We start from the raw sequence: 26,417 nt of genomic DNA, 5'->3' as shown, positions 1-26,417 counted from the left end.
ACGGTGCCGGACGCGGGCCTCGACCCGTGTCCAGCCGTCGCTCCGTAGGCTCGCCCGCATGGTTGATGCGGTGGTCGTCGGAGCCGGACCGAACGGGCTGGCCGCAGCGGTCACCCTCGCTCGGGCCGGCCTCAGTGTCGAGGTCGTCGAGCGGAACGACACGATCGGCGGCGGGGCCCGGACCAAGGAGCTCACGCTGCCCGGCTACCTGCACGACGTCTGCTCCGCGGTGCACCCGATGGCACTGCAGTCCGAGTTCTTCCGGGCGTTCGGGATGGAACGGCGCATCGAGCTCCGGCTGCCCGAGGTGCAGTACGGTCACCCGCTCGACGGCGGCCGTGCCGGCATCGCGTACCAGGACCTCGACCGCACCGCCGACGCGCTCGGAGTCGACGGCCGTGCCTACCGGCAGCTGATGGCCCCACTGGTGTCGCACGCCGACGAGGTCTCCGACTTCGCCACGGACGCCCTCCTGCACGTGCCACGACACCCGGTGACCGTGGCCCGCTTCGGGCTCCGTGCGCTCGAGCAGGGGACCCGCGCGTGGAACGCACGCTTCCGCGACGACGTCGCTCCGGCCATGATCAGCGGTGTCGCGGCGCACTCCATCCAGCACATGCCCTCGCTCGCCACCGCGGCCGCAGCGCTGTCGCTCGGCGTGTACGCGCACGCCCGCGGTTGGCCGGTGCCGATCGGCGGCAGCCAGGCGATCGTCGACGCGCTCGCCGCCGACCTGGTCGCACACGGCGGCACGATCGAGACCGGGCGGGAGGTCCACTCCCTCGGCGACCTCACCCCGGCCAAGGCGGTGTTCTTCGACACGAGCGTCCCGTCCATGCTCCGGATCGCCGGCAACCAGCTGCCCGCACCGAAGCGCGGCGCCCTGCGGCACTTCCGGTTCGGCAACGCGGCGGCCAAGGTCGACTTCGCGCTGTCCGAGCCGGTGCCGTGGACGAACCCCGAGCTCCACCGCGCCGGCACCGTGCACATCGGCGGCACCCGGGCCGAGATCGCCGAGGCCGAGGCGCAGGTCGCCCGCGGTCAGGACCCCGACCGCCCCTACGTCCTGGGCTCCGAGCCGACCGTCGTCGACCCGAGCCGGGCCCCCGCGGGCGGACACGTCTTCTGGGCGTACGCCCACGTTCCCGCCGGCTCGACGGTCGACCACCAGGAGTCCGTCATCCGTCAGATCGAACGGTTCGCCCCGGGCTTCCGCGACACCATCGTCGCGACGAACAGCCGGACCGCCGAGGACATGGAGCAGTACAACCCGAACTACTCCGGCGGGGACATCGCCGCCGGTGCCGCGAGCTTCTGGCAGCTGGTGAAGCGGCCCGTGCTCTCGAGTGACCCGTGGCGGATGGGCGGCGGCATGTACCTGGCGTCGCAGTCCGCGGCTCCCGGTCCCGGGGTGCACGGCATGGCAGGCTGGCACGCGGCGAAGAGCGCCCTCCGACACACCTACGGGTTGCCGGTGGACGTCGACCTGGCACCGAGGAGCTGACATGGCGAAGAACGTCCGGATCATCCACTGCACGCCCGAGGAGGTCTTCGACGTCCTCCGCGACGGCTGGCTCTACCCCACCTGGGTGGTCGGCGCGTCCCGGATGCGCGGCGAGGACCCCGGCTGGCCCGCGGTCGGCACGAAGCTGCACCACTCGTTCGGGGTGTGGCCGCTCGTGATCAACGACACGACGAGTGTCCTGGAGTACGACGAGCCCCGACGCATGGTGATCCAGGCGCGCGGGTGGCCGGTGGGGGAGGCCCGCGTCGAGGTCGAGGTCGAACCCCACCCCCGCGGCTGCCGGGTCACCCTGCGGGAGAACCCCGTGAAGGGCCCGGGGACGCTCGTTCCCGGCTTCCTCGCACAGCCCGGCATCTGGGTCCGCAACCACGAGACGGCACGCCGCCTCGGCTGGGTCGCAGCCGGTCGCGCGCGCAGCCACTGAGCCCTCCGCGAGACGCCCCCATCGACGCGAGACGCCACGGTCTGTGCGAGACGCCGCCTGAGTCGGCGGCATCGTGCGCACTCGGCGGCGTCTCGCAGCCACCGGCGCCCGCCTACTCCTCGCGGGAGAACGCGCTCGCGCGGGCGACCTGGTCGGCGGTCAGGGCGACGCCCGTGTACCGCTCGAACTGGCGTGCCGCCTGCAGGGCGATGACCTCCGCGCCCGTGATGACGTGCGCACCGGCGTCGCGGCCGGCCCGGACGAGCGGGGTCTCGGAGGGGAACGCGACCACGTCGAAGACGGTGCCCGCGGCGGCGATGCGGTCCGGCGCGAACGACAGCGCGGCCTCCTGGTCGCCACGCATGCCGAGCGGGGTGACGTTGACGAGCACGTCGGCGTCCCCGGCCTGCTCCTCGGCGCCGACCCACGTGTACCCGTACTGGTCGGCCAGGGCGCTGCCGGTCGCCTCGTTGCGGGCGACGACGGTGAGGTGCTCGAACCCGGCACCGCGGAAGGCCGCCGTGACCGCCTTCGCCATGCCGCCGGAGCCCCGTAGGAGCACGCGGGCGTCACGGTCGACCCCGTGCGAGTCGAGCAGTGCGGCGACGGCCTCGTAGTCGGTGTTCGACGCGGTGAGGACCCCGGCGTCGTTGACGATCGTGTTGACGGAGCGGATCGCGGCCGCGGACTCCTCGAGTTCGTCGACGAGGGGGATCACGTCCTCCTTGAACGGCATCGACACCGAGCACCCGCGGATACCGAGCGCCCGGATGCCCGCGACCGCCCCGGGCAGGTCCGTCGTGGTGAACGCCTTGTAGACGTAGTCCAGCCCGAGTTCGTCGTAGAGGAAGTTGTGGAACCGGGTGCCGATGTTGCTCGGACGGGCGGCGAGTGAGATGCAGAGCTGCATGTCCTTGTGGAGGATGGGCATGTCGTCAGTGTCCCACGTGGCAACGATGGAGCGGTCCATCACACATCCGTCCGCGAGGAGTGCGGCGTCCGTCGCCGCCCTGGCGTACCGTGACCGAGGATGACTGCTCTCCCTGACACCATGCGCGCCGTCCGCTTCGAGGAGTGGGGCGACCGTTCCGTCCTGCACGTCGCCGAGGTCCCCGTTCCCGAGGTCGCTCCCGGCCGCGTGCTGGTGAAGGTCCGCGCCGCCGGCGTCAACCCCGGCGAGTCCGCGATCCGCCAGGGCCTCGTCGACGACCACGACCCCGAGAAGCTGCCCTCCGGCCAGGGCACCGACCTCGCCGGAACGGTCGCCGCGATCGGCCTCGACGTCGACGGGTTCGAGGAGGGCGACGAGGTCCTCGGCTGGTCGTGGGAGCGCTCGAGCCAGGCGGAGTACGTCTCCGTCCCCGCCGGGCAGCTCGTCCCGAAGCCCCGTCTGCTCTCGTGGGAGGCCGCCGGTGGCCTGGACGTCGCCGCGACCACCGCTGCCGCCGCCGTCCGCGCCGTCGACCCGCGAGCCGGCGAGACCGTCGTCGTGTCCGGTGCCGCCGGCGGCGTCGGCTCGTTCGTCACGCAGCTGCTGACCAACGAGGGCGTCGACGTCATCGCGATCGCCTCCGAGTCGAACCACGACTGGCTGCGGTCCAAGAACGCCCGTCCGGTCGCGTACGGCAACGGGCTCGAGGACCGGATCCGCGAGCTCGCCACGAACGGCATCGACGCCGTCATCGACACGTTCGGCGCCGAGTACGTGCATCTCGGCATCACCCTCGGCGTGCCCACCGACCGGATCGAGACGACGATCGCCTTCGCGGCCGCGGCCGAGGTCGGCGCCAAGGCGTCCGGCAGCGCCGACACTGCCGACCCCGAGATCCTGTCGGCACTGGCGAACATGGTGGCGGATGGTTCGGTCGAGGTCCCGATCGCCGCCACCTTCCCGCTCGACGCGGTGCAGGACGCCTACGCCCAGCTCGAGGAGCGCCACACCCGCGGCAAGATCGTCCTGCTCCCGTAGGACTGGTCATCCGAGAGCAGCCCCAGGCCGGGAGGCCCGTCCCGCGCTGGTGGGGTTGTCCCCACCCCGGGACGGGAGGCTGCCCCATGCCGTCACGCGGCGTGGACCCGTAGCGTCGAGGACATGACGAACACACTGCACCGCCCCCGTGCCGGCCGACTGCTCGCCGGTGTCTGCGCCGGCATCGCGGACCGCTTCGGTTGGTCCCGCACCGGCGTCCGCGTCCTCTGGGTCGTCCTCAGCCTGTTCCCCGGTCCGCTCTGGATCGCCTACGTCGTGCTCTGGATCATCATGCCGGTGCAGGGTCAGCGCCGCTGAGGTCGCCCCGGCGCCGGTCGTCGGCACCACGCACAGCCGTCCCGTCCGGACGGCGTAGGGTGTCGGCGTGCCGGTCTCCGTCTTCGATCTGTTCAGCATCGGTGTGGGGCCCTCGAGCTCCCACACCGTGGGCCCGATGCGCGCGGGCGTCGACTTCGCCGGACGTGTCGTCGGACTGCCGGTCACGAGCATCCGGGTCGACCTCTACGGCTCACTCGCCTCGACCGGGCACGGGCACGGGACGCTCGGCGCCGTCGCGATCGGCCTGATGGGACACCGGCCGGAGGACATCGACCCCGACGTCATGACCGCCGCGCTCGAGGGCCTCGAGTCCAGCGGTCTCCTGACGCTGGCGGGCGGCCCGACGGTCGCGTTCCGGCTGGCGGACATCGTCCTGCACCCGCTGACCATGCTGCCCCGGCACCCGAACGCCATGCGCCTGCGGTCCTTCGACGCCACCGGCACCGAGACCGCCGTGGAGACCTACTACTCGATCGGCGGCGGGTTCATCGCCCGCGACGGCGACGAGGAGCCGGGCGAGGACGTCGCCGGCACCGCGATCCCGGTCGAGACCGACGCGGTGCCCCACCCGTTCTCCAGCGGAGCCGAGCTGTTGGCGGCCTGCGCGACCACGGGCCTCCCGGTCAGCGGCGTCGCCCTCGCCAACGAGACGGCGACCCGCCCCGAGGCCGAGGTGCGCGACCGGCTCCTCCGCATCCACGCCGTGATGGAGGACTGCGTCGACCGCAGCGTCCGTCGCACCGGTACCCTGCCGGGCGGGCTGGAGGTCCGGCGCCGAGCCGCCGACTGGTTCGAGCAGCTGACCCGTGACGACCCCGGTCACGACCCGCTCTTCGCGATGGAGTGGACGAACCTCACCGCCATGGCCGTGAACGAGGAGAACGCCTCCGGAGGCCGTGTCGTCACCGCCCCGACGAACGGCGCAGCCGGGATCATCCCCGCGGTCCTCTTCTACGCGCTCACCTACGTGCCGACGATCACGCCCGACCGACGGGACGACGCGATCGTCCGCTTCCTGCTGACCGCGGGCGCCGTCGGCTCGATCTACAAGGAGCGGGCGTCCATCTCCGGTGCGGAGGTCGGATGCCAGGGCGAGGTCGGCTCGGCCGCCTCGATGGCCGCCGCGGGACTCGCCGAACTGCTCGGCGGGACGCCCGAGCAGGTCGAGAACGCGGCCGAGATCGCGATGGAGCACAACCTCGGTCTGACGTGCGACCCGGTCGGTGGCCTGGTGCAGATCCCGTGCATCGAGCGGAACGCGATCGCGGCGAACAAGGCCGTCAACGCCGCCCGGATGGCGCTCCGTGGCGACGGCGTGCACCACGTCTCGCTCGACCAGGTCGTCGAGACCATGCGCCAGACCGGCGCGGACATGTCGCACAAGTACAAGGAGACCGCGATGGGCGGTCTCGCGGTGAACGTCCCGCTCTGCTGACCCGGCCCCGGAACTGGGGCTGCGGCGGGCGTCGAGCGGCGGGGTAGCGTGCACCGTCCGGAACCTGCCGGACCGGCGGCCAGGGACGGTCGTCGTCTCGGATCTCCGGAAGCGATCGCCGATGTCACGCCGCACCCCGACCCTCCTCGCCGTGTCCGCCGTGGTCGCGGCACTCGCCGTGACCGGCACGGGCCTGCCGGCGCAGGCATCGACCGCAGCCAGCGCGACCGCCGCCCCAGCGACCGCTGTGCCAGCGACCGCTGCGCCAGCGACCGCTGTGCCGGCCGCCGGTGGCGTCCCCGCACCCACCGACCCCACGGTCGGCGCGACCCCGGGTGACACCCCCGTCGACCTGACGCTGGTGCTCCGGCCGGTCGACCCGGCCGCGCTCGCCGCCCTGCCCGTGGCGACCACCGGGGACAGCGCCGCCCAGCGCGCGGACGCCGTGGAGGCCGTGGCCCCCGTCGACGACGCCCGGTCGCGCGCACGATCGGTCCTGACCGGCGCCGGCTTCACCGTGACCGACTCGGACACGTGGGAGGTCGAGGCGCACGGCACCGCTGCCCAGGCCGAGGCCCTGTTCGACGTGGGCCTGGTCGGCACCGGTGACGGCATGCACCCGACCGCGGAGCCGGCGCTGCCGCAGTCCTTCGGCGGGTCCGTCGTCTCGGTGCTCGGGCTCGATGCCCGCCCGGCGCTCGCCCATGCGGCCGTCCCCGCCGGGTACGCGCCCGCCGACCTCGCCGGCGCGTACCGGTCCTCGGGCTCGGCCACGGCGGGGGCCGGCGCGACGATCGCCACCGTGCAGTTCTCCGGGTGGGACCGCAACGACCTCAGCGCCTCCGCCGCAGCGACGGGGCGTCCACTGCCGGCGCTCGACCAGATCGCGGTCGCGGGAGCGGACCCACACGTCGGCGACGGTTCCCAGGGTGAGACCGAGGTCGCCCTCGACCAGCAGGCCCTGCTCGCCGTCGCCCCGGGAGCCCGGCAGCGCGTGTACGTGACGGAGAACTCGTTCCGGGGCAGCTACGACGCGTACAGCCGGATCGCGGACGAGGTGCGGACCGCCGGCATCACCGCGGTGAGCATCTCCTGGGGCAGTTGCGAGACGCAGACCCCCGCGGCGGCCCGGGCCGCACTCGACGCCGCCCTGGCGCGCATCGTCGCTGCCGGTGCCACCGTCTTCGCCGCCACCGGAGACGACGGCGCGCGCTGCCCGACCGGACCGACGACGACCATCCACGACGTGTCGTACCCGGCGTCCTCGCCCGCGGTCGTCGGCGTCGGCGGTACCTCGCTCACGAAGACGGGGACGAAGACGGGGACCGCCTGGACTGAGGCGGGCTGGTCGAACTCCCTGGGTGCCGGCGGGGGCGGGACCTCGAGCGCCTACGCCAAGCCCGCGTGGCAGACCGGGACGGGCATCAGCGGAACGAAGCGCCTGCTGCCCGACGTCGCCGCACTCGCCGACCCGGCGAAGGGGCTCGGGGTGTACCTGTCGACCGCGCACGGGTTCGTGCTCGGTGGCGGGACCAGCCTGGCGTCCCCGGTGCTCGCCGGCCAGCTCGCGGTCGCGTTGACCGCCCGCGGGTGCGCCGCCGGCGTCGGTGACGTCCACCAGGCGCTCTACCGGAACCCGGCCGCGTTCCGAGACGTCGTCACCGGCGGCAACGGCACGGCGCGGGCAGCCCGCGGCTGGGACGCGGCGACCGGACTCGGATCGCCGAACTGGTCGGCCCTGGGGCGCGTGCTCCCGAAGGCCTCGGACTGCACGGCACCGACCACGACCGCTGCCGCAGCCGGGGCGACCGCGACCTCGATCGCCTCCGGGAGCCGGACCGTGCCCGCCGGGACGTCGATCCACTCACCGTACGGGCAGTACTGGCTCGACCTGCAGGGCGACGGCTCGCTCGTCGAGTGGGGCAACGGTCGACGGCTGTGGCGGAGCAGCGGAACGGCCGCGGGCGCGGCGCTCCGACTCGACGCGACCGGTCGACTCGCCGTCGTCGCCCCGTCCGGTGCGGTCCTCTGGTCGACGTCGGCCCGGACCACCTCCGGCGGCGCCCGCCTGACCGTCGACGACGCCGGCGACGTGCGACTGACCGCCCGCGACGGGAAGCTCCTCTGGCACAACGGCGCACCGGGCACCGACCAGCTCGTGCCCGGCGCCACCCTCGTCGCCGGGCAGTCGATCCGGGACGCGAGCGGGACGCGGCGCTTCGGCGTCCGGTCGAACGGGCTCCTCGTCGCGAGTTCCGGCAGCACGCGCCTCTTCCAGAAGACCGGCGGTGGTGCGGGGTCGTCCCTGCTGCTCCTGCCGAACGGCGACCTCGTGCTCGCGGGGCCCCTCGGGACCACACGCTGGTCGACCGGCACGGGCCGGAAGGGTGGAGCCGGCGTCACGCTCCGGATGCAGTCGGACGGGAACGTCGTGCTCCGGAAGGGCACGTCGGCGATCTGGGCGAGCCACACCCGGGGGTGACCCCCGGCCAGGCCCCGGCCGGGCCCGACCGCCGCGGACCTACCCGGCGAGCAGCGTGAGCAGCCGGGCGGTCTCGGCGGCGACGGCGTCCCGGCCCGCGGCGACGTAGCGGCGCGGGTCGACCAGGTCCGGTCGTTCGTCGAGCACGTCGCGCAGCGCCCGGGTGAACAGCCCGTTCAGGTGCGTCGAGATGTTGATCTTCGTCATGCCCGCGCGGACCGCGCCCCGCAGTTCGTCGTCGGACAGCCCGGACGAGCCGTGCAGGACCAGGGGCACCGGGACGGAGGCCCGCAGCCGCTCCACGAGGTCACGGTCGACCGACGCCTCGCGCGTCTGCATCGCGTGCGACGTGCCGACGGCGACCGCCAGGGCGTCGACCCCGGTCGCCGCCACGAACGCGGCAGCGTCGGACGGGTCGGTGCGGACGCCGGGAGCGTGCACGCCGTCCTTGCCGCCGACCTCGCCGAGCTCGGCCTCGATCGCGATGCCCGCTGCGTGGCACCGGTCGGCCAGCGCCCGGGTCGCGGCGACGTTCGCGTCGTAGTCCAGGTGCGACCCGTCGTACATGATCGAGTCGACGCCGAGGTCGATGCCCGCGTGCACCAGTGCGGTGTCCTCGATGTGGTCCAGGTGCACGAGGACCTCCACGTCGGCGGCCCGCGCGACGACCTGGGTCGCGGTGACGATCGGCGCCAGCCCGCCGTGGTAGCGGATGCAGTTCTCGCTGACCTGCAGCACCACGGGCAGGCCGGCCCGCTCGGCACCGGTGACGATCGCCTCGGCGTGCTCGAGCAGGACGACGTTGAACGCGCCGACACCCCGACGGGCGGTGCGTGCGGAATCGAGGAGGCCGGTGAGGGCGAGGGCGGTGGTCATGTGGGGCTCCCGGTTCGGTCGAGCTGGGTGGTGAATCGGTCGACGGCGGCGAGGTCGACCTCGCCCGCGACGGGGCGGAGGACCGCGGCGGCGCCGTACGCGGCTGCGGAGACCAGGGCGCGGTGGAGGACGTCGGGTGCGGTGACGTCGGCGGCCGTCCGGGGGCCCGGTGCGGTCAGCGCGAGGACGAGCCCGGCGGTGGCGGCGTCCCCGGCACCGGTCGGGTTGCCGTGCACGTTGGGCACCGCGGGGACGGTCACGACCGCGTCCGGCGTGTGGGCGGTGATGCCCGCCGAGCCCGCGGAGACGACGACGACCCCGGCTCCGCGTGCGAGCAGGTCGAGGGCACCGGAGCGTTCGTCCCGCGCGCCCGTGGCGTCGAGGAGTTCCTCCCGGTTCGGCTTGCAGACCGTGGCGCCGGCTGCGGCCGCCTCGAGCAACGACGGCCCCGACAGGTCGGCGACGACGAGCAGGCCGGCGTCGACCGCGCCGCGGATCCAGGGCCGGACCACGCTCGGGTCGGTCCCGCGTGGCAGGGACCCGGACACCACGAGGGCGCTCGCAGCCGCCTGCGCGTTGCGCACGGCACCGGTCACGGTGGCCCATTCGTCCGCCGTCACCGCCGGCCCCGGCTCGCCGTACATCGTCGGGTGGACGTGGTCGTCGACGACGGTGACCGTGGTCCGGGTGTCGCCCACGACCGGCACGGCGGCCGTCGTGAGGCCGTCCCGCTGCAGCGCCGCGGCGACCCAGGCACCGCTCGTCCCGCCGAGCGGCAGGACGGAGGTCGTCGGCACCCCGGCGGCGTCGAGCACCCGGGCGACGTTGACGCCCTTCCCGCCGGGACGGCGGACGACGTCCAGGACGCGCTGGGTGACCCCGACGACCTGATCGGCGACGCGGTAGGTGACGTCGACCGCGGGGTTCGGGGTGATGACGACGATCACGCGGGGACCTCCAGGGCGGTAGGGCGGCCCTCCGGGTCGAGGACGACGAGGTCGGCAGCGGCACCGACGGTGAGGGGTGGACGCAGGCCGAGCAGGGCGGAGGCGCGCACGGACGAGGCAGCCACGGCCTCCCGGACGTCGGGACGAGCGGCGTCGTCGGGACGAGCGGTGAGGACCCGGGCGACGGCGTCACCGACGGTGATCGTGCTGCCAGCCAGCGATGACCCGTCGGCGAGCATCGCGACCCCGCCGTCGACCACGACGTCCGATCCGGCGATCCGGTAGGGCCCGTCGGCGCAGCCGGTGGCGGCCATCGCGTCCGAGACGAACACCAACCGGTGACCGGCAGCGCGGCGGACCAGGTCGACGGCGACCGGGTCGAGGTGGTGGCCGTCGACGATGCACTCCACGGTCAGGCGCTCGTCCGTCAGGGCGACCCCGACCGGACCGGGCTCACGGTGGTGCAGCGGCGGCATGCCGTTGAAGAGGTGGGTGACCAGGGTCGCACCGGCGTCGACCGCGCGCTGCACCTGCTCGGTGTCGGCGTCGGTGTGCCCGATCGCGGCGACGACGCCGGCGTCGACCAGATGGTGGATCGTCTCGATCGCACCGAGGAGTTCGGGGGCGAGCGTGACCACCCGGAGGGCCCCGCCTCCGGCGTCGACCAGGAGTTCGACCTCGGCGGGGGTCGGTGGGTGCAGCAGGGCGACCGCGTGCGCACCTCGTCGGGCAGGTGCGAGCCACGGGCCCTCGAGGTGCAGCCCGGCGAGCGTGCCGTCGACGACGAGTGGGCGCAGCCGGTGGAGCGCGGCGACCGTGTCCGGGACCGCCCCGGTCGCGATCGACGCGACCAGGTGCGCGGTACCGCGTCCGGCGTGGTGGGCGACGGCGGCGCGGGCCTCGTCGGCCGAGCACGAGGCGAAGTCGTGGCCGAGCGCGCCGTGTGCGTGCAGGTCGACGAAGCCCGGGACGACGGTGCCCGGGGCATCGACCACGCGGTCGTGTGCCGGTGCCGGTCCGGCGCCGACCGCGGCGACCCGACCGTCGCTGACCGCGATCCAGCCGTCGACCAGGTCGAGTTCCGCGGTGACCACCCGGGGGGCGCGGACGAGCGTCGTCACGCGGACACCGCGGTCGGGCCGTCGTCGACGCGCTGGTGACGGGCGGGGAGGTCGCGCCCCAGCAGCTCCCGTGCGAGGAGAGCGGCACCGATCGCGCCCGCGGCGTCACCGTGTCGTGCGCCGACGAGGGCCGGGACCCGGACGCCCACCAGCCGGTCGCTCAGCGCCGCGGTGAGGGGGTCGAGCAGCAGCGGACCGGACTGCGCCAGTCCGCCGCCGATGACCAGCGTGTGACACCCCGCGGCGGCCGTCAGCCAGGCGAGGGCGTCGGCGAGGACGCCGACGCAGTCGTCCCACACCTGGCGGGCGAGGAGCTCGCCGTCCTGGACGCGGAGCATCGCTGCGTGCGCGGTCGGCGCGTCGCTCCGGCGCGCGACGGCACCGGCCGAGGCGATCTCCTCGACCCGGAGGCCCGCGTGCGGACCGTGGACGATGCGGACCTGACCGATCTCGCCGGCCCAGCCGCCACCACTGACGACCCGACCGTCGACGACGAGGGCGCTCGCGAGCCCGGTGCCGACCGGGACGAACGCGACCGTGCCGTGGTCGAGCCCGCCGGCCTGCACCTCGGCGAGGGCCCCGGCGCGCACGTCGTGGCCGAACGCGAGCGGCACGTCGGTGCCCGTCGCCCGGAGCGCCGCGGCGACCCGTTGGCGGACCGGCACGTCCTGCCAGCCGAGGTTCACGGACAGCACCGAGCGGCCGCCGTCCTCGTCGACCACGCCGGGGACGACCAGGCCGACGGCGTCGAGTGCGACGCCGTGCTGTCCGGCGACCGAGCGCGCGTGCACGGCGAGCTCGGCCACGACGACGGCGAGGGCCTCGGCAGCGGGGTCGTCACGCGGGGTCGGGACGCGCTGCTCGCCGAGCAACCGTCCGTCGTCGGCGGTCAGTCGGGCCTTGATGCCCGTGCCGCCGACGTCGACCCCGAGCACTGCCCCGCGTGCGGTCATCAGGTGAGGATGACCGAACGGGTGAGCGAGCGCGGGTGGTCCGGGTCGAGACCGCGGCGCTCCGCCAGGGCGACGGCGAACCGGTGTACGACGACGAGTCCGGCGAGCGGGTCGAGGTCGTGGTGCACCAGGCGGGCTCCGGTGGCGGCGACCTCGTCGGCCAGACCGTCCGGCACCGAGCCGAGCGACCACACCAGGCGGCCGGGCTGCGCGATCGCGATCGGCCCGTGGCGGTAGTCCATCGCGGGGTACGACTCGGCCCAGAACTGTGCGGCCTCCCGGGTCTTCAGGGCGGCTTCGAACGTCAGGCCCACGGCGGCGCCACGGCCGACGAACGTGACCTGCTCGGCGCCGAGCAGGTCGTCGATCGGCAGCGTCAGCGCGGTCTCGGCCTGGACGGCGAGGGCCTCGACGTCGTCGCCGAGGGATGCGCGGAGCAGGGCGAGCGCGGTGGTGGCGAAGCGGGTCTGCACGACGGAGCGCTCGTCCGCGAACGGCAGCGCGACGACGTCGTCGGCGTCCGCTGCGGCCGGGCTGTCCGGCACCGCCGTGATCAGGACGGTGCGCTGGTCCGGCAGGGCGCGCAGGAGGTCGATGATCTCGGTGGTGGTGCCCGAGCGCGAGATGGTGACGACGCGGTCGTACTGGCGGCCGGCGGGGTACTCGGAGCCGGCGAAGGCGTCGGTCAGGCCGAGGCCCGCGGACTCACGGGCGACGGCGTAGCTCATCGCGATGAACCAGCTCGTGCCGCAGCCGATGACGGCGACGCGCTCGCCCGGCTGGGGGAGGACGTCGATGAACGAGGGCAGCAGTGCCGCGGCGGAGCGCCAGGAGGCCGGCTGCGATGCCAGCTCGTCGCCCACGAAGGTGTCGGACATGGTGTCCTTCCGGTCGGACCGATCCTTGGTGATCGGATATCGGCCAGCATGACGATCGATCGTGCTCGATGCAAGTGCAAAACGTCATTTCCGATCATGGAGCCCGCGGAGGAGCGCCCGTAGGATGACGCCATGACCCCGCAGCAGAGGCTCAACGCCCTCCTCGAGTTGGTGAGCGACCGCGGCAACGTCTCGATCACCGAGATCGGGGACGAGCTCGGGATCTCCGCGGCGACCGCCCGTCGCGACCTCGCCACGCTCGCTGACCAGCGTCTGGTCACCCGGACGCACGGCGGCGCCGCTGCCCTCGGTGCCGGGTACGAGCTGCCGCTGCAGTACAAGATCGCCCGCCAGGCCGAGGCGAAGACCGCGATCGCCCGGGCGACGGCCGCCCTCGTGGCACCCGGGGACACGGTCGGACTCAACGGCGGCACGACGACGACCGAGGTGGCGCGGGAACTCGGCAAGAGCGAGCGCTTCATCCGAGCCGACGGCGAGTACGGCATCACGATCGTCACGAACGCGCTGAACATCGGCTACGAGCTGTCCGTCCGCGCGAACGTCAAGATCGTCGTGACCGGCGGCGTCGCCCGTCGGCAGTCCTACGAGCTGATCGGGCCGCTGGTGCGGGACACGCTCGACGAGTTCGCCCTCGACGTCGTCGTCCTCGGCGTCGACGGTCTGACCGGGCAGTACGGCGCGACCACCATGCACGAGGGTGAAGCCGAGGTCAGTCGCCACTTCGCCTCGGTCGGCCGCCGGGTGATCGTGGTCGCCGACTCGACGAAGATCGAGCGCTCGACCTTCGCCCGCATCTGCCCGCTCGACCGCATCGACGTGCTCGTCACCGACCGGGACGTCCCGCCGCGGTTCGCCGCGGACCTGGCCGCCGCCGGCGCGGAGCTCGTCGTCGCGGACTGACCGGCACGTCCGGCGAGCACGTGCGTCGCCGCGCCCGACTCTCCGGGGCCTGCCCGACGCTCGCGAACCCGCCTCGCGCCGCCCGACCGAGCGCGGTCACGTTACCGGCGTGTTAAACCCTCGCATCACACTTCCGTGAGCGATCCGTGAGCGCATATTGTGCATTCATGATCGATTTGGCATCATGGCCGTCACAATCACGCAAGGGAGCGAGATGAGCATCACGAGCACGCGCACACTCCGAGTCGGCGTGGTCGGCATCGGCCAGCGGTCGTACATCGCGAACCACGTCGCCGCCGCCGGACTCGACGCCGACGGGGTCGACGCCCGGATCGTGGCCGCCGCCGACGTCACCGAGTCCGGCCGGCGACGAGCCGCCGAGGCCTGGCCGGACGCCACCGTCGTCGACGGACACCGCGCCTTGATCGGGACCGACGGTGCCCCGAACGCCGTCGACGCCGCGATCGTCACCACACCGGACTGGACCCACGCCGAGATCGCGATCGACCTGCTCCGCGCCGGCATCGCCGTCTACCTCGAGAAGCCCCTCGCCATCACGGTCGAGGACGCCGACGCCGTCCTCAACACCGCCGCCGAGACCGGCACCCCGCTCTACGTCGGCCACAACTTCCGCCACGCGGCCGTGGTGCGCCTGATGCTCGACGTGATCGCACGCGGCGAGATCGGCGAGGTCAAGGCCGTCTGGGTCCGCCACTTCGTCGGCAACGGCGGCGACTACTACTTCAAGGACTGGCACGCCGACCGCAGCCGCGTGAACTCGCTCCTGCTGCAGAAGGCCAGCCACGACCTCGACGTCGTGCACGCCCTCGCCGGTGCGTACACGAGCCGGGTCGTCGGGATGGGCTCGTTGTCCGTCTACGGCGACGTCACCGACCGCCGCGACCGCAGCGACGAGCTGATGACCGACTGGTTCTCCTTCGACAACTGGCCGCCCGCCGAGCAGACCGGGCTGAACCCCGTCGTCGACGTCGAGGACGTGTCGATGGTCATGATGACCCTCGAGAACGGCGTGCAGGCCAGCTACGAGCAGTGCCACTTCACGCCCGACTACTGGCGCAACTACACGGTCATCGGCACCCACGGGCGCCTCGAGAACATCGGGGACACCGGCGGTGGCGTGGTCAAGGTGTGGAACCACCGTCGCAACTGGGACGTCGCCGGGGACGTCGAGTACCCGATCGACGGCGTCGAGGACGGCCACGCCGACGCCGACCTGCTCACCATGACCGAGTTCCTCCGCTCGCTGGCGTTCGGGGAGCCGACCACCCTGTCCCCGATCGCGGCCCGTGCGGCCGTCGCCGCCGGGGCACTCGCCACCCGCTCGCTCCGCAACGGCTCCGTCCCCATCGACGTGCCGCCCCTCCCCGACGCCACCCTCCGACACTTCGCGACCACTCCCGACCGCGACGACGTTCCCGAAAGGACCACCCGATGACCGCTCCAACCGCCCGTCCGGGCCGTGGCCGCCGCCGCGCACTGCTCGGTCTCGCAGCCGCCGTCAGCGCCGTCGCGCTCCTCGCCGGATGCAGCAGCCAGTCCTCAGCCGGGTCCTCGGACTCCGGTTCGGGCGAGGTCGCGAAGGACACCAAGGCGAACCTGACGTACGCCGTCTGGGACCAGAACCAGGTGAAGGCCATCAAGGCGAACATCAAGGGGTTCAACGAGGAGTACCCCGACATCAAGGTGAACGTCGACGTCACGCCGTACGCCAACTACTTCACGAAGCTGCAGACCCAGGGCTCGAGCAACACGCTCCCCGACCTCTTCTGGATGAACGGCCCGAACTTCCAGCTGTACGCAGGGAACGGCAAGCTCGCCCCGATCACCGGCGAGGTGAAGTCCGGCGCGATCGACCCGCAGAACTACTCGCCAGCGCTCAACAAGCTCTACACGTACGACGGCACCCAGTACGGCGTCCCGAAGGACTTCGACACCATCGGCGTCTGGATGAACAAGGCCCTGTTCGAGAAGGCCGGCGTGGCCATGCCGTCGAAGGACTGGACCTGGGACGACTTCCAGAAGACCGGCGCCGAGCTCTCCGAGAAGCTGAAGTCGGACGGCGCGTACGGCGCCGCCGCGGGCATGGACGGCCAGACCACCTACTACGACACGATCTTCCAGGCCGGCGGCTCCGTCATCGACGGGGACGAGTCGGAGTACGACACGAAGGCCGCGCAGGAGGGCATCGGCTTCTGGACCGACCTGATCAAGTCCGGCGCCTCGCCCTCGATCAAGCAGCTGACCGACACCACGGCGGACCAGTGGTTCACCTCCGGCAAGGTCGCGATGTACCAGGGTGGCAGCTGGTTCCGGTCGGCGCTGATCGGCTCCGACATGGAGAAGGACGTCGTCGCCTACCCGCTGCCGAAGGGCAAGGAGCAGGCGACCGTCATCCACGGCGTCTCGAACGTCGTCGCCGAGGGCTCGAACGACAAGGCCGCCGCGCAGGCACTCCAGGCCTACCTGGCCAGCAAGCCCGCTCAGCAGCAGCAGGGTGACATGGGTGCCGTCATCCCCGCCTACACCGGCACGCAGGACGCCTTCACGAAGACCATGCCTGACGCCGACCTGCAGGTCTTCCTCGACGCGGTCGACTACGCCAAGCCGCTGCCGGTGTCGAAGAACACCGCCGCGTGGAACACCCTCGAGACGAACCTGCTGCCGAGTGCGTTCGACGGTTCCGAGCCCGTCGACCAGGTGACGAAGGAACTCGCCCAGAAGATGGACGCGGCACTCGCCAAGGAGTGACGACGAGCCGGCCGGTCGGGGCCCACGCCCGACCGGCCGGAACACGCACGTCCGCACCACCCGCTGCACCCAGCACCACCCGGACCACCCGATCCGACCGCCCTGGCCGAGGAGCGACCTGATGACGATCCACACCCAGCGACCCGACGCCGCGCAGGCGTCCCCGCCGCCCGAGACCCGCCCCGCCGACCCATCGCGGCCGACGCGGGCCCCACGCACCGACGGCTTCTGGCCGTGGCTGTTCGTGCTGCCGCTGCTCATCGGCGTCGGGACGTTCTTCATCTGGCCGATCCTGCAGACGTTCTACTACTCGTTCACGAGCTGGGGGGTGTTCGGCGGATCGAGTTTCACCGGGTTCGCGAACTACGCGCGTCTGCTGTCCGACCCGCAGATGTACCAGTCGCTGTTCAACACGATCGTCTACACGGTGATCGTGCTGCTCGGCATCCCGGTCGCGGTCTGGCTCGCGAGCCTGCTGAACACCCCGGGCCTGCGCTTCGCCCAGTTCTACCGGGTGCTGTTCTTCCTGCCGTACGTGGCGATGCCCGCCGCGATCGCGCTGGTCTGGCGCATCATGTTCAACGGTGACTTCGGCATCGTGAACTGGTTCCTCGGGCTGTTCGGCATCGACGGTCCGTACTGGATCTCGACCCCGGGCTTCGCGCTCGTCGCGGTCTCGCTGGTCGGGCTGTGGTCGTCGCTCGGTTTCTCGATGATCATCCTCGGCGCCGGGCTCAAGGACATCCCGCCGGAGCTGTACGAGGCCGCCGAGCTCGACGGGGCGAGCCGGTGGCGGCAGTTCCACTCGCTCACCGTGCCGCTGCTGACACCGAGCATCTTCTTCGTGCTCATCATCACGACGATCTCGAGCTTCCAGCTGTTCGACCTGCTCTACGCCATCCTCGGCTCCACCAACCCGGTGATCCCGAAGACGATGTCCCTCGTCTTCTACTTCTACAGCGCCGGGTTCATCGACAACGACAAGGGCTTCGCGGCTGCGATCGCGATGGTGATCTTCGTGCTCATCGGGATCATCACCGTCGTGCAGTTCCGGGTCCAGCGGAAGTGGGTCCAGTCATGACCGGCATCATCGAGGCGCACGGCAGCAAGCTGACGGCGGCGACGAAGGCCGCCAGCCGCACCCGGGTCCGTGCCGACGCCCGCCCCAGTCGCCGCGGCGGCAGCCACTGGTGGATCCACGTGGTGCTCGGCATCGGCGGGTTCGTGATGGCGTTCCCGTTCCTGTGGCAGATCATCATGGCGCTCTCCACGAACGCCCAGGTGACCGCGCCCACGCCGACCTTCTGGCCGGGTGAACTGCAGTGGGGCAACTTCGTCCGCGTCTTCGACCGCCTGCCCTTCCTCAGCCAACTCGGCACGTCGATCTGGGTGACCCTGATCCGTACCGCGGCGCAGATCGTGCTCTGCACCCTGGCCGGCTACGCCTTCGCCCGGATGCGGTTCCGGGGACGGGCCGTCATCCTCGGGATCGTCCTGTCGATCCTGCTGGTGCCGTCGCAGGTGTACCTGATCTCGCAGTACCAGATCGTGCAGGGGCTCGGCTGGCTCGACACCCTCGCCGGCATCGTCGCCCCCGGCCTGTTCAGCGCCTTCGGAACGTTCCTCATGCGGACCGCGTTCCTCAACATGCCGGCCGAGCTCGAGGAGGCCGCGCGCATGGACGGCGCGAACCCGTTCCAGACCTTCTGGCGGATCATGCTGCCGCTCGCCCGACCGTCGATCAGCGTGCTCGCGATCACGACCGTCCTGTGGTCCTGGAACGAGCTGCTCTGGCCGCTCGTCGTCTCGACCCGCGCCGAGGACATGCCGCTCGCGGCGGGCCTCGCCACCCTGTCGAGCGACCGGACCATCGACTACCCGCTGCTGATGGCGGCGAGCCTGATGGCGATGGCGCCGGTGCTCATCATGTTCATCGTGCTCCAGCGCCGGGTGATCGACGGGCTCGCCTCCTCCGGGCTCAAGTGAACGCGGCAGACGTCGGACGGGAGGCTCGCCCCGACCCCGTCGCGCTCCTCACCGCCGTCGTCGGCTCGCCAGGCGGGCCCGCGGGGCTGGCGCCGGCGCTCGAGGACGCTGTGCGACACCTCGGCCCGAAGGGGCGGGAGGCGGCTCTCCTCGCCGCCCTCCGCGCGGTGCTCCCGGTCACCGAGCAGTGGCTCGCCACCCACGGCTGCAGCCCGGAGGACGCCGCGTCGAGCGTCGCCGACGTGGACCGCAAGGTCGACCGCTACGGCCTGGACGGCACCGGTCTGGACTGGCTCGTGCAGGTGGCGACCGGTCGCGTGGTGGCCGTGGGGCGCCTCCAGTTCGAGCGGGCCGCCCAGCTGCCGGATGGGACACCGGCGTGGGGGGTGCACGTGCCGGAGGTCGGACCGCTGGACCCGGACCCGTGCGACCGCTCCTTCGCGGCCGCGCCCGCGGTGCTCCGACGGCTCGACCCGGCGTCCATGGTCGAGACGTTCGTGTGCTCGTCGTGGTTGCTCGATCCCGAGGTCGCGGCCGTACTGGGGCCGTCGTCGAACACCGCGCGGTTCGCAGCCCGGTTCACGCTGCTGCCAGGACCCCCTGACCCGCACGAGTCGCACGAAGAGGGCGACGACTCGATGGCGAAGTTCGTCTTCGGCACCGACCTGGCGTCCGCGCGTCAGGCGGTGCCCACCGGCCGACTGCAGCGTGCCGTCCAGGAGCGGTGGGCCGCCGGCGGGCACTGGTCGGAGCGCACCGGGACCGCTCCGGTCGGCGTACCGTCACGGACATGAGCGCACCCGACCGAGACCACCTGGACGACGGCGTCGACATGACCTTCGAGGAGCGTCGCCACGACACCTTCCGTCGGATGTCGGGCTCCGACGAGCACGACGAGGCGCCGCGGGTCGAGGTCGAGGAGACCGAGTCCGGCGACGTCCGTATCGACATCGCCGACAGCGCCGCCGTCCGACCGGGCGACTGAGCGACGCCGCCGGAGGGCGCCCGCGCGGTCCGACTGGCGCAGCGGCACCTGGGCCCACACCGGAAGCGCGATTTCCGTATGTGATACTCCAGTTCCTTGCTAACTTCCGAACATGACCACCAGACATCCGCCGTCCCGACCTGCCTCCCTGCTCGCCACGATCGTGGTGCTGGCCACGACCACGGTCCTCGTGTCGGCAGGTCCCTCCGAAGCCCTCGTCCCCTCCACGCCGCGCGGCGCAGCCGCCGAGACCGGCGGCGGTCGCGCTGCGCCGCGCGTGCTCCTGGTCGAGGACTTCGAGCACGTCGTCGGCACGGGACCGACCCGACTGGACCAGTACGTGGGTGCGGACGGGGAGCGGTACACGGCGGATCCCGGGTGGATCAACGTCGCACAGTGCAACGGCATCGTGGCCGCCGCGACCACCCCCGGTCTGCCGTGCCCGCAGCTCGCGCCGCTGTACCACGCGCTCGGGCAGGTGAACGGGTCCGATCCGAGGACGAACCACGGCGTCGGCGCCTGGACACTGGACCGACCCGTTCCGGCGGACGGTGTGCAGATCCGCACGCTGACGCCGCTCCCCCTGCCGGTCAAGGACCGGTTCGTCACGTTCGGCGTCGACGCGGTCGCGACCTCGTGCTCCCAGGCGGCGCACCCTCGGCTCCGCTTCGGCCTGCTCGACGGCGGTGTCGAGCACCGGGTCACCTCGACGGCCATCGACCCGTGTACATCGCCGGGATCGCGCACCATCAACGCCCTCGGTGTCACGGTGCGTGGCGGACGTTTCGTTTCCGACGCCGCGGTGCTGTTCACCGGCGACACGCTCGGCTGGGTGATGCGGAACGCCGAGGCGCGCGATGTGGGCAACGACGGCGCGATCGACGGCGTCACCGTGTACGACGCCACGCCGGTGCTCGAGCACGCCTTCGACGGGTCGTCCCCGTACGTCGGCGAGACCGCACGCCTGACCTACACGGTGCAGAACACCGGTGAGGGTGGCGCGAAGGCGGGATGGTCGTTCCGGGAGACACTCCCGGACGGGCTCACGCTCGCGGCAGACCCGCACGCGGGGACCACGTGCGCCGACAGCAGGGTGGACGCGGACCCCACCGGCACCGCGGTCGCGGTCACCGGTGGCCTCCGTTCCGGCCAGGGCTCGTGCACCGTGGCGGTCGACGTGACGAGCGAGACGGCCACCACTTTCGCACTCACCGCCGGAACGGTCGCCGAGCGCATCGGGCTCGACCCACCCGGGGAGACGAAGATCACGTTCCGCGCCGAGGACGCCGCTCTGTCGGTCACCGACCTGCCGGTGCTCGACGACGGCGACGGTGACGGCCGGGCCGACCTCGACGAGGGGCTCCGCTTCGCGCAGACCGTCGAGAACACGGGCGGCCGCCCGCTGCGCGACCTCGTCGTTACCGGGACCAACGGTCCCGTGACGTGCGCGGTGACCGAGCTGGCACCGGGCGCGTCGACGGACTGCGCCAGCGCCTCCCGTCCGGTCCGCCAGGAGGACGTCGACCGCGGCTCCGTGCAGGACGCCGTCACGGCGACGGCGGCCTCACCACGGGGCGTGGAGGTGTCGGCCGACGCGGCAGCGGAGCAGCCCGCCGACCGTCGGTCTGCCGTCGCGACCACGCTCGACGCTCGCCTCCCGTCGGACGGACCGGCTGTTCCCGGCCAACTCGTCGAACTGACCGCGACGGTGACGAACACCGGGACGACGACGCTCACCGGGGTCATCGTCACCCTGCCGAGCCACCCCGATTCGTCCGTGTCGTGCCCCGGTGCGCCCCTCGCGCCCGGCGACACCGTCAGGTGCACGGTGACGGGCCACGCGCTCACACAGGTGGACGTCGACGCGGGCCGCGTCGCGTTCACGAGTTCGGCGACCGGCACGGGCCCGGCCGGTGACACCGTCTCGGCCCAGGCGGAGGACGAGGTGGAGCCCGCGCAGGTCGCGGAGCTCGGCACGGACCTGAGTGCCCACCTCGCCGTGACGGACCACTCGGTGCCGTACGCGGGCGACGGAGTCGAGATCGCGCTCACGGTCACGAACACGGGGAACGTCACGCTCCGAGACCCCTCCGTTACCATCGACGAGCGCACCGACCTGCCCGTACGTTGCCCCGCGGGTGTGCTCGCCCCCGGGCAGAGCGTGCCGTGCACGGTACCGGCCACGGCGCTGACCCAGGACGACGTGGAACGCGGTACCGTCCCGTTCGCGGAGACGGCCGTGGCCATCGGTCCGGACGGAGCCCCGGTCAGCGCCACCGACGGCGTCGTCGTCGGCCTCGGCGCGGCGTCGGCGCTGTACCTGGAGAGCGACTGGACCCCCTCCGCCCGGACCCTGCACGCCGGCGACGCCATCGCGTCGCGGTACCGGGTGACGAACACGAGCAACCTGATCGCGTCGACGATCGGTGTCAGCAGCGCTGCCGCAGGGACGATCACCTGCGACACCGACGCGCTCGAGCCGGGTGCGACCACGGAGTGCGCCGCCGACCGGGACCGCCGATTGACCCCGGCCGACGCGGCTCGTGGGCACGTCGACTTCGTGGCGGTCGCGGCCGGCAGCGTCGGCCGTGCGGACGCGCCGTCGACGACCCCGTCCGAGCCGGAGGGAGCGGTGCCGGTCCGGTCCACCGAGATGACGGCGTCCTTCCCCGTGGTCTCGGCCGTCCCACCCGTGCACAGGCCGGCTCCGGCAGCGGCGCTCGCGTTCACCGGGAGCGGGATCCTGTGGGCCGGGCTCCCGGCCGTGGGACTGCTCGCCCTCGGCGTCGGAGCGCTGCTGGTCGCGCGTTCTGCACGGCTGCGGCGTGACGGGCACCCCGGGGAAGTCGGCGCGTGACGGTGCGGCGAGGACGGTGGGGCACGGCAGAATCGTCGGCGTGCACATCGTCCTCGCCCGTGTCGACGGCGGCCTCACCGCGACGCCGCTGACGGACGCGGGGACGTCGGACGGTGAGCCGGTGCGCCTGACGGAGTCGGGCCTCCCGGCCTTCGTCGCGGCGCACGAGGGACCGGGCGTCCGCTGGGTCTGGTCCGACACCGCACGCTGGTACCCGGCCGTGCTGGCTGCGGGCGGTCGCGTGGCCCGGTGCGTGGACCTCCGACTCGGCCACCGGCTGCTCCGCACCGCCCTCGCCACCCGCGGTTCCGCCCTCGCGGAGGCGCCGCTGTGCGCCTGGGACGCCGCCGCCGCTCTGGAGGCCCGTCCCGCGCCCGCCACGCAGGCCTCGCTCTTCGACGACGACCTGTTCACGGTCGCCCCGGCCGACGACGACCTCGACCCGGTCGCCGAGCTCCGGGCGCAGCTCGACGCGGTGGCCGGTGCGAGCGAGCCGGGAGCGCTGCGCCTGCTCCTCGCGGCGGAGTCCGCCGGCGCGCTCGTCGCCGCGGAGATCAAGTACGCCGGGCTGCCCTGGCGGACCGACGTGCACGAGCGGCTGCTCGCCGACGCCCTCGGCCCGCGGGTGCCGTACGGGGTGCGGCCCCGGAAGCTCGAGGAGCTCGCCGCGGTCCTCCGGCAGCGACTCGACGACCCCGACCTCAACCCGGACTCCCCCGCCGACGTCCTGCGCTCCCTGCGGCGGGCCGGACTCGTCGTGGACAGCACCCGGAAGTGGGAACTCGAGCGGCTGGAGCACCCGGTGATCGAACCGCTCCTGGAGTACAAACGCCTGTACCGCCTGCTCACCGCCAACGGGTGGACGTGGCTCGACGAGTGGGTGCAGGACGGCCGCTTCCACCCGGAGTACGTCGTCGGCGGGGTGGTGACCGGTCGCTGGGCGGCGAACGGTGGCGGGGCCCTGCAGCTGCCGAAGCAGGTGCGCGGAGCGGTGGTCGCCGACCCCGGATGGGAGCTCGTCGTCGCCGACGCGGCGCAGCTCGAACCGCGGGTCCTCGCCGCGATGTCGGGCGACACCGACATGGCCGCGGCCGGGGACGGACAGGACCTCTACGACGGGGTCGTGGCCTCCGGTGCGGTGCAGACCCGGCAGCAGGCGAAGATGGCGATGCTCGGCGCGATGTACGGCGCGACGCAGGGCGAGGGCGGGCGGTTCGTGCCCCGGCTGGCCCGGGCCTTCCCGCGGGCGCTCGACCTGGTCGAGCAGGCGGCCCGGGCGGGGGAGCGGGGCGAACCCGTGACGACCCGGCTCGGTCGGACGTCGCCGGTGCCGGAGCAGTCGTGGTTCGAGGCGCGGAACCGGGCGTACTCCGTGGACGGCACCCCCGCGATGCAGCGGGCCGTCGAGTCCCGGGCCCGCAGCTGGGGACGGTTCACACGGAACTTCGTGGTGCAGGGCACGGCGGCCGAGTGGGCGCTGTCCTGGATGGGCGGCCTGCGCACCCGACTGGCCGCGCGGGGCGACGGGCCCGTCACGTCCGGGCCGCACATGGTCTTCTTCGTGCACGACGAACTCGTGGTGCACGCACCGGCCGCGGACGCCGAGTGGGTGGCCGAGCAGGTCCGGGCCGCGGCGGTCGACGCCGGGCGGATCATGTTCGGTGGCTTCCCGGTCACCTTTCCGCTGACGGTCGCGGTGGTCCGGTCGTACGACCAGGCGAAGTAGCGACCCGACCGGGTCCCGGGTGCTGCCGCGGTGGCGCCCCGGTCGAGGCCGGCCGTGCCCGCACAGCCGCTGACGGGCAGGCTGGTCCGATGGAAGAGCACCACGCACCCGGCGGCCGACCACCCGTGATCGGCGGAGCCGAGCGCGAGCGCGTCGACCGCACCGTCGGCGACGTCGACCTCACCCGGTGGCGCACGCGGGTCGGCCGGAGCGTCGCCGACTCGTGGGCGGCACTCGGCCGCCGCTACGGGGCGCTCCCGCTGCTGCTGCTCACCCTGCTCGTCGGGATCGGCATCGCCGCGGTCGCGACGTGGGTGGCCTCCGAGGTCTACGACGCCGTGCGTGAGTCCGACGACGTCGCCGTGCTCGACCGACCCGTCCTCGACTGGATGCTCACGCACCGGTCGCCCGCGCTCGACCAGGGCGTCACGTGGTGGACCGACATCGCCGGCACCATCGGGATGCCGATCGTCGCCGTGCTGTTCCTGGTCGGCCTGACGATCCAACGCAGGGCGTGGACGCCGCTCGTGCTCCTCGTCGCCGCGAGTGCCGGCTCCCTGGCCATGACGATCGCGGGCAAGGACCTGATCGGTCGAGCCCGGCCGCCGATGTCCGACGCCGTCCCGCCGTTCGAGCACTCGCCGTCGTTCCCGTCCGGGCACACCCTGAACGCCACGGTCGTCGTCGGCACGATCGTGTACCTGCTGCTCCTCCGGCAGACCCGCGTCGTGGCCCGGGTCTGGACGATCGTCGTCGGGACGCTGTTCGTGCTGTCGGTCGGTGTCTCGCGGGTGTTCCTCGGGCACCACTGGACCACCGACGTCCTGGCGGCGTGGGCGCTCGGGCTCGCCTGGCTGGCGCTCGTCGTCACCGCGCACCGGCTGTACCTGACCGCGCTGCACCGGGGCGCTGAGCCGACCCCGTCGTGAGAACTTGAATTACACCCATGTGATTTCAAGTTCACGGCGATTGACTTGAACTTCGGCGGCAGTGTTTCAAGAAACGGCCTCTAAACTTGAAGGATGGACGTCGAGCGGTTCCGTCGCAGCCCAGTCGGACACCTCGTTCCCCTCGCGGGGACGGACGGGCGGACCGGCGAACGGTACGACCACTTCGGTTTCGTCCCGGACCCCCTCGGCGATCCGCCGTCGCTGTCCGGCGGGACGTGGACCGTGGTGTCCCGGGCCAACCGGTCCCTCGGTGCCCTCGAGCAGGGTGCGTCGCTCATCCCGAACCCTGGGATCCTGCGGCAACCGACCCTGCGCCGAGAAGCGCAGAGCACGTCGGCACTCGAAGGGACGTTCGCACCTCTGGACGACGTCCTCGCCGCCGAAGCCGTGGGTTCCGGAGAGCGCTCGGCGGCGCTCGCGGAGGTGCTGAATTACATCGAGTCGGCCGAGATGGGGTTCACCTGGGTCCACGACCGGCCGGTCACCACGGGGCTCCTCGAGGAGCTCCAGTCGGTCCTGGTCCGAGGCACTCGTGCGGACACGGCCCAGGCCGGCCGCGTCCGGAGCATCCCGGTCGCCATCGGATCGCACGGCGGTGCGATCGAGGACGCGCGGTTCGTGCCGATGCCGCCCGGCGTGCCGCTCCGGAGCGCTGTCGACGACCTGCTCCGGTGGGTAGCGGACGCCGACGAGATGCGCGTCGACCCTGTGGTCGCAGCGGCGATGGCGCATTACCAGTTCGAGACACTGCATCCGTTCAACGACGGCAACGGTCGCCTCGGCCGGTTGCTGATCGTCCTGCAGTTCATGCGCTCGAGGATCCTGACCGAACCGTTGCTCAGCGTTTCGCCCTGGTTTGAAGCGCGACGGGAGCGCTATCAGGACGCCCTCGCAGCGGTGAGTGCGGACGGGGACTGGGACTCGTGGGTAGCGCTCTTCGCAGAGGGCATCCACCGGTCGGCAGTCGACACCGGCGAGCGCCTGACTGCGTTGCTCGCGGTGCAGTCGAGCTACCGTGATCGCATCCGGGACAGCGGACTCCGCGGCATGGTCGTGGACGTGGTCGATTCGCTGATCGGTTCCCCGTTCGTGACGATCCCGATGGTGGCCAGGGCGACCGGCAAGACCTACCAAGCCGCGAGCAGCGCGGTGCAGCGCCTCCAGGACGTCGGCATCCTCGATGAGGTCGAGCGGCAGGGAGTGCGGATGTTCCGTGCCACCGACGTGGTTCGTGTGACGACCCGACCGGTGCGTCGGTCGGCACCCTGACCGCG

At 72.7% G+C, this 26,417-nt stretch carries 23 protein-coding genes; 17 read left to right on the top strand and 6 right to left on the bottom strand.

Annotated elements, in window-relative coordinates; translation table 11 throughout:
- Positions 1 to 58: 58 nt before the first annotated feature.
- Both DEJ25_RS01585 and DEJ25_RS01580 read left to right on the top strand, forming a co-directional pair.
- A complete protein-coding gene (locus tag DEJ25_RS01585; protein WP_111043554.1) occupies positions 59 to 1,504 on the top strand; it encodes an NAD(P)/FAD-dependent oxidoreductase in 1,446 nt (481 codons plus the stop codon).
- A gap of 1 nt (position 1,505) precedes the next feature.
- Positions 1,506 to 1,949 (top strand): SRPBCC family protein, encoded by a 444-nt coding sequence (locus DEJ25_RS01580; RefSeq protein ID WP_110903608.1) that lies wholly within the window; start codon positions 1,506 to 1,508, stop codon positions 1,947 to 1,949.
- 112 nt (positions 1,950 to 2,061) lie between these two features.
- Here the strand turns inward: DEJ25_RS01580 and DEJ25_RS01575 are convergent, their stop codons facing one another.
- Positions 2,062 to 2,880 (bottom strand): shikimate 5-dehydrogenase, encoded by an 819-nt coding sequence (locus tag DEJ25_RS01575; RefSeq protein WP_110903700.1) that lies wholly within the window; start codon positions 2,878 to 2,880, stop codon positions 2,062 to 2,064.
- Positions 2,881 to 2,979: 99 nt separating this feature from the next.
- Here DEJ25_RS01575 and DEJ25_RS01570 point away from each other — a divergent pair, with 99 nt between their 5' ends.
- From DEJ25_RS01570 to DEJ25_RS01555, 4 genes are all read left to right on the top strand, one after another.
- Positions 2,980 to 3,918, top strand: coding sequence for an NADP-dependent oxidoreductase (locus tag DEJ25_RS01570; protein WP_111043553.1), 939 nt, complete (start codon positions 2,980 to 2,982; stop codon positions 3,916 to 3,918).
- A 123-nt stretch (positions 3,919 to 4,041) separates the two neighbouring features.
- Positions 4,042 to 4,236, top strand: coding sequence for a PspC domain-containing protein (locus tag DEJ25_RS01565; RefSeq protein WP_111043552.1), 195 nt, complete (start codon positions 4,042 to 4,044; stop codon positions 4,234 to 4,236).
- Positions 4,237 to 4,303: 67 nt separating this feature from the next.
- Positions 4,304 to 5,692 (top strand): L-serine ammonia-lyase, encoded by a 1,389-nt coding sequence (locus DEJ25_RS01560; RefSeq protein WP_110903611.1) that lies wholly within the window; start codon positions 4,304 to 4,306, stop codon positions 5,690 to 5,692.
- A gap of 121 nt (positions 5,693 to 5,813) precedes the next feature.
- Positions 5,814 to 8,174: a hypothetical protein gene (locus DEJ25_RS01555; protein ID WP_111043551.1), complete on the top strand. Its 2,361-nt coding sequence runs from the start codon at positions 5,814 to 5,816 to the stop codon at positions 8,172 to 8,174.
- A gap of 39 nt (positions 8,175 to 8,213) precedes the next feature.
- On the opposite strand, the gene DEJ25_RS01550 is transcribed toward DEJ25_RS01555, so the two are convergent.
- Genes DEJ25_RS01550 through DEJ25_RS01530 form a run of 5 tightly spaced genes read right to left on the bottom strand, consistent with a single transcriptional unit; the run spans position 8,214 to position 12,949 of the window.
- Positions 8,214 to 9,050 carry a class II fructose-bisphosphate aldolase gene (locus tag DEJ25_RS01550; RefSeq protein WP_111043550.1) on the bottom strand — a complete coding sequence of 279 codons (837 nt, stop codon included), beginning with the start codon at positions 9,048 to 9,050 and terminating at the stop codon, positions 8,214 to 8,216.
- Positions 9,047 to 9,997, bottom strand: coding sequence for a 1-phosphofructokinase family hexose kinase (locus tag DEJ25_RS01545; protein WP_111043549.1), 951 nt, complete (start codon positions 9,995 to 9,997; stop codon positions 9,047 to 9,049). Before DEJ25_RS01545 ends, DEJ25_RS01550 begins: the two co-directional genes overlap by 4 nt.
- Positions 9,994 to 11,118, bottom strand: a complete 1,125-nt coding sequence (locus DEJ25_RS01540; protein ID WP_181427316.1) for an N-acetylglucosamine-6-phosphate deacetylase — start codon at positions 11,116 to 11,118, stop codon at positions 9,994 to 9,996. The genes DEJ25_RS01545 and DEJ25_RS01540 overlap by 4 nt, the downstream gene beginning before the upstream one ends.
- Positions 11,115 to 12,071, bottom strand: a complete 957-nt coding sequence (locus DEJ25_RS01535) for an ROK family protein (protein WP_111043548.1) — start codon at positions 12,069 to 12,071, stop codon at positions 11,115 to 11,117. The genes DEJ25_RS01540 and DEJ25_RS01535 overlap by 4 nt, the downstream gene beginning before the upstream one ends.
- A complete protein-coding gene (locus DEJ25_RS01530; protein WP_110903617.1) occupies positions 12,071 to 12,949 on the bottom strand; it encodes an SIS domain-containing protein in 879 nt (292 codons plus the stop codon). The genes DEJ25_RS01535 and DEJ25_RS01530 overlap by 1 nt, the downstream gene beginning before the upstream one ends.
- A gap of 132 nt (positions 12,950 to 13,081) precedes the next feature.
- Here DEJ25_RS01530 and DEJ25_RS01525 point away from each other — a divergent pair, with 132 nt between their 5' ends.
- The 11 genes from DEJ25_RS01525 (at position 13,082) to DEJ25_RS01475 (ending at position 26,412) form a co-directional block, all read left to right on the top strand.
- Positions 13,082 to 13,870 (top strand): DeoR/GlpR family DNA-binding transcription regulator, encoded by a 789-nt coding sequence (locus DEJ25_RS01525; RefSeq protein WP_110903618.1) that lies wholly within the window; start codon positions 13,082 to 13,084, stop codon positions 13,868 to 13,870.
- A gap of 214 nt (positions 13,871 to 14,084) precedes the next feature.
- A complete protein-coding gene (locus tag DEJ25_RS01520) occupies positions 14,085 to 15,326 on the top strand; it encodes a Gfo/Idh/MocA family protein (RefSeq protein WP_110903619.1) in 1,242 nt (413 codons plus the stop codon).
- On the top strand, positions 15,323 to 16,639 hold the full coding sequence (locus DEJ25_RS01515; protein ID WP_111043547.1) for a sugar ABC transporter substrate-binding protein: 1,317 nt from the start codon (positions 15,323 to 15,325) through the stop codon (positions 16,637 to 16,639). Before DEJ25_RS01520 ends, DEJ25_RS01515 begins: the two co-directional genes overlap by 4 nt.
- A gap of 121 nt (positions 16,640 to 16,760) precedes the next feature.
- Entirely contained in the window at positions 16,761 to 17,720 is a 960-nt protein-coding gene (locus tag DEJ25_RS01510; RefSeq protein ID WP_111043546.1) for a carbohydrate ABC transporter permease, read from the top strand.
- On the top strand, positions 17,717 to 18,625 hold the full coding sequence (locus DEJ25_RS01505; protein ID WP_258366178.1) for a carbohydrate ABC transporter permease: 909 nt from the start codon (positions 17,717 to 17,719) through the stop codon (positions 18,623 to 18,625). Before DEJ25_RS01510 ends, DEJ25_RS01505 begins: the two co-directional genes overlap by 4 nt.
- Positions 18,622 to 19,419, top strand: a complete 798-nt coding sequence (locus DEJ25_RS01500; protein ID WP_111043545.1) for a hypothetical protein — start codon at positions 18,622 to 18,624, stop codon at positions 19,417 to 19,419. The genes DEJ25_RS01505 and DEJ25_RS01500 overlap by 4 nt, the downstream gene beginning before the upstream one ends.
- Positions 19,416 to 19,610: a multidrug transporter gene (locus DEJ25_RS01495; protein ID WP_110903623.1), complete on the top strand. Its 195-nt coding sequence runs from the start codon at positions 19,416 to 19,418 to the stop codon at positions 19,608 to 19,610. Before DEJ25_RS01500 ends, DEJ25_RS01495 begins: the two co-directional genes overlap by 4 nt.
- Positions 19,611 to 19,722: 112 nt before the next feature.
- The gene (locus tag DEJ25_RS01490) at positions 19,723 to 22,467 is read left to right on the top strand and encodes a hypothetical protein (protein WP_111043544.1); all 2,745 of its coding nucleotides are present in this window, start codon (positions 19,723 to 19,725) and stop codon (positions 22,465 to 22,467) included.
- 40 nt (positions 22,468 to 22,507) lie between these two features.
- A complete protein-coding gene (locus tag DEJ25_RS01485) occupies positions 22,508 to 24,193 on the top strand; it encodes a bifunctional 3'-5' exonuclease/DNA polymerase (protein WP_111043711.1) in 1,686 nt (561 codons plus the stop codon).
- A gap of 89 nt (positions 24,194 to 24,282) precedes the next feature.
- Positions 24,283 to 25,122: a phosphatase PAP2 family protein gene (locus tag DEJ25_RS01480; protein WP_110903625.1), complete on the top strand. Its 840-nt coding sequence runs from the start codon at positions 24,283 to 24,285 to the stop codon at positions 25,120 to 25,122.
- Between the two features lie 93 nt (positions 25,123 to 25,215).
- Positions 25,216 to 26,412 carry a Fic family protein gene (locus DEJ25_RS01475; protein ID WP_111043543.1) on the top strand — a complete coding sequence of 399 codons (1,197 nt, stop codon included), beginning with the start codon at positions 25,216 to 25,218 and terminating at the stop codon, positions 26,410 to 26,412.
- Positions 26,413 to 26,417 lie beyond the last annotated feature (5 nt).

This window comes from Curtobacterium sp. MCPF17_011 (genome assembly GCF_003234145.1).
GTDB lineage: Bacteria > Actinomycetota > Actinomycetes > Actinomycetales > Microbacteriaceae > Curtobacterium.
This window is presented reverse-complemented; position numbering and strand designations above follow the sequence as displayed.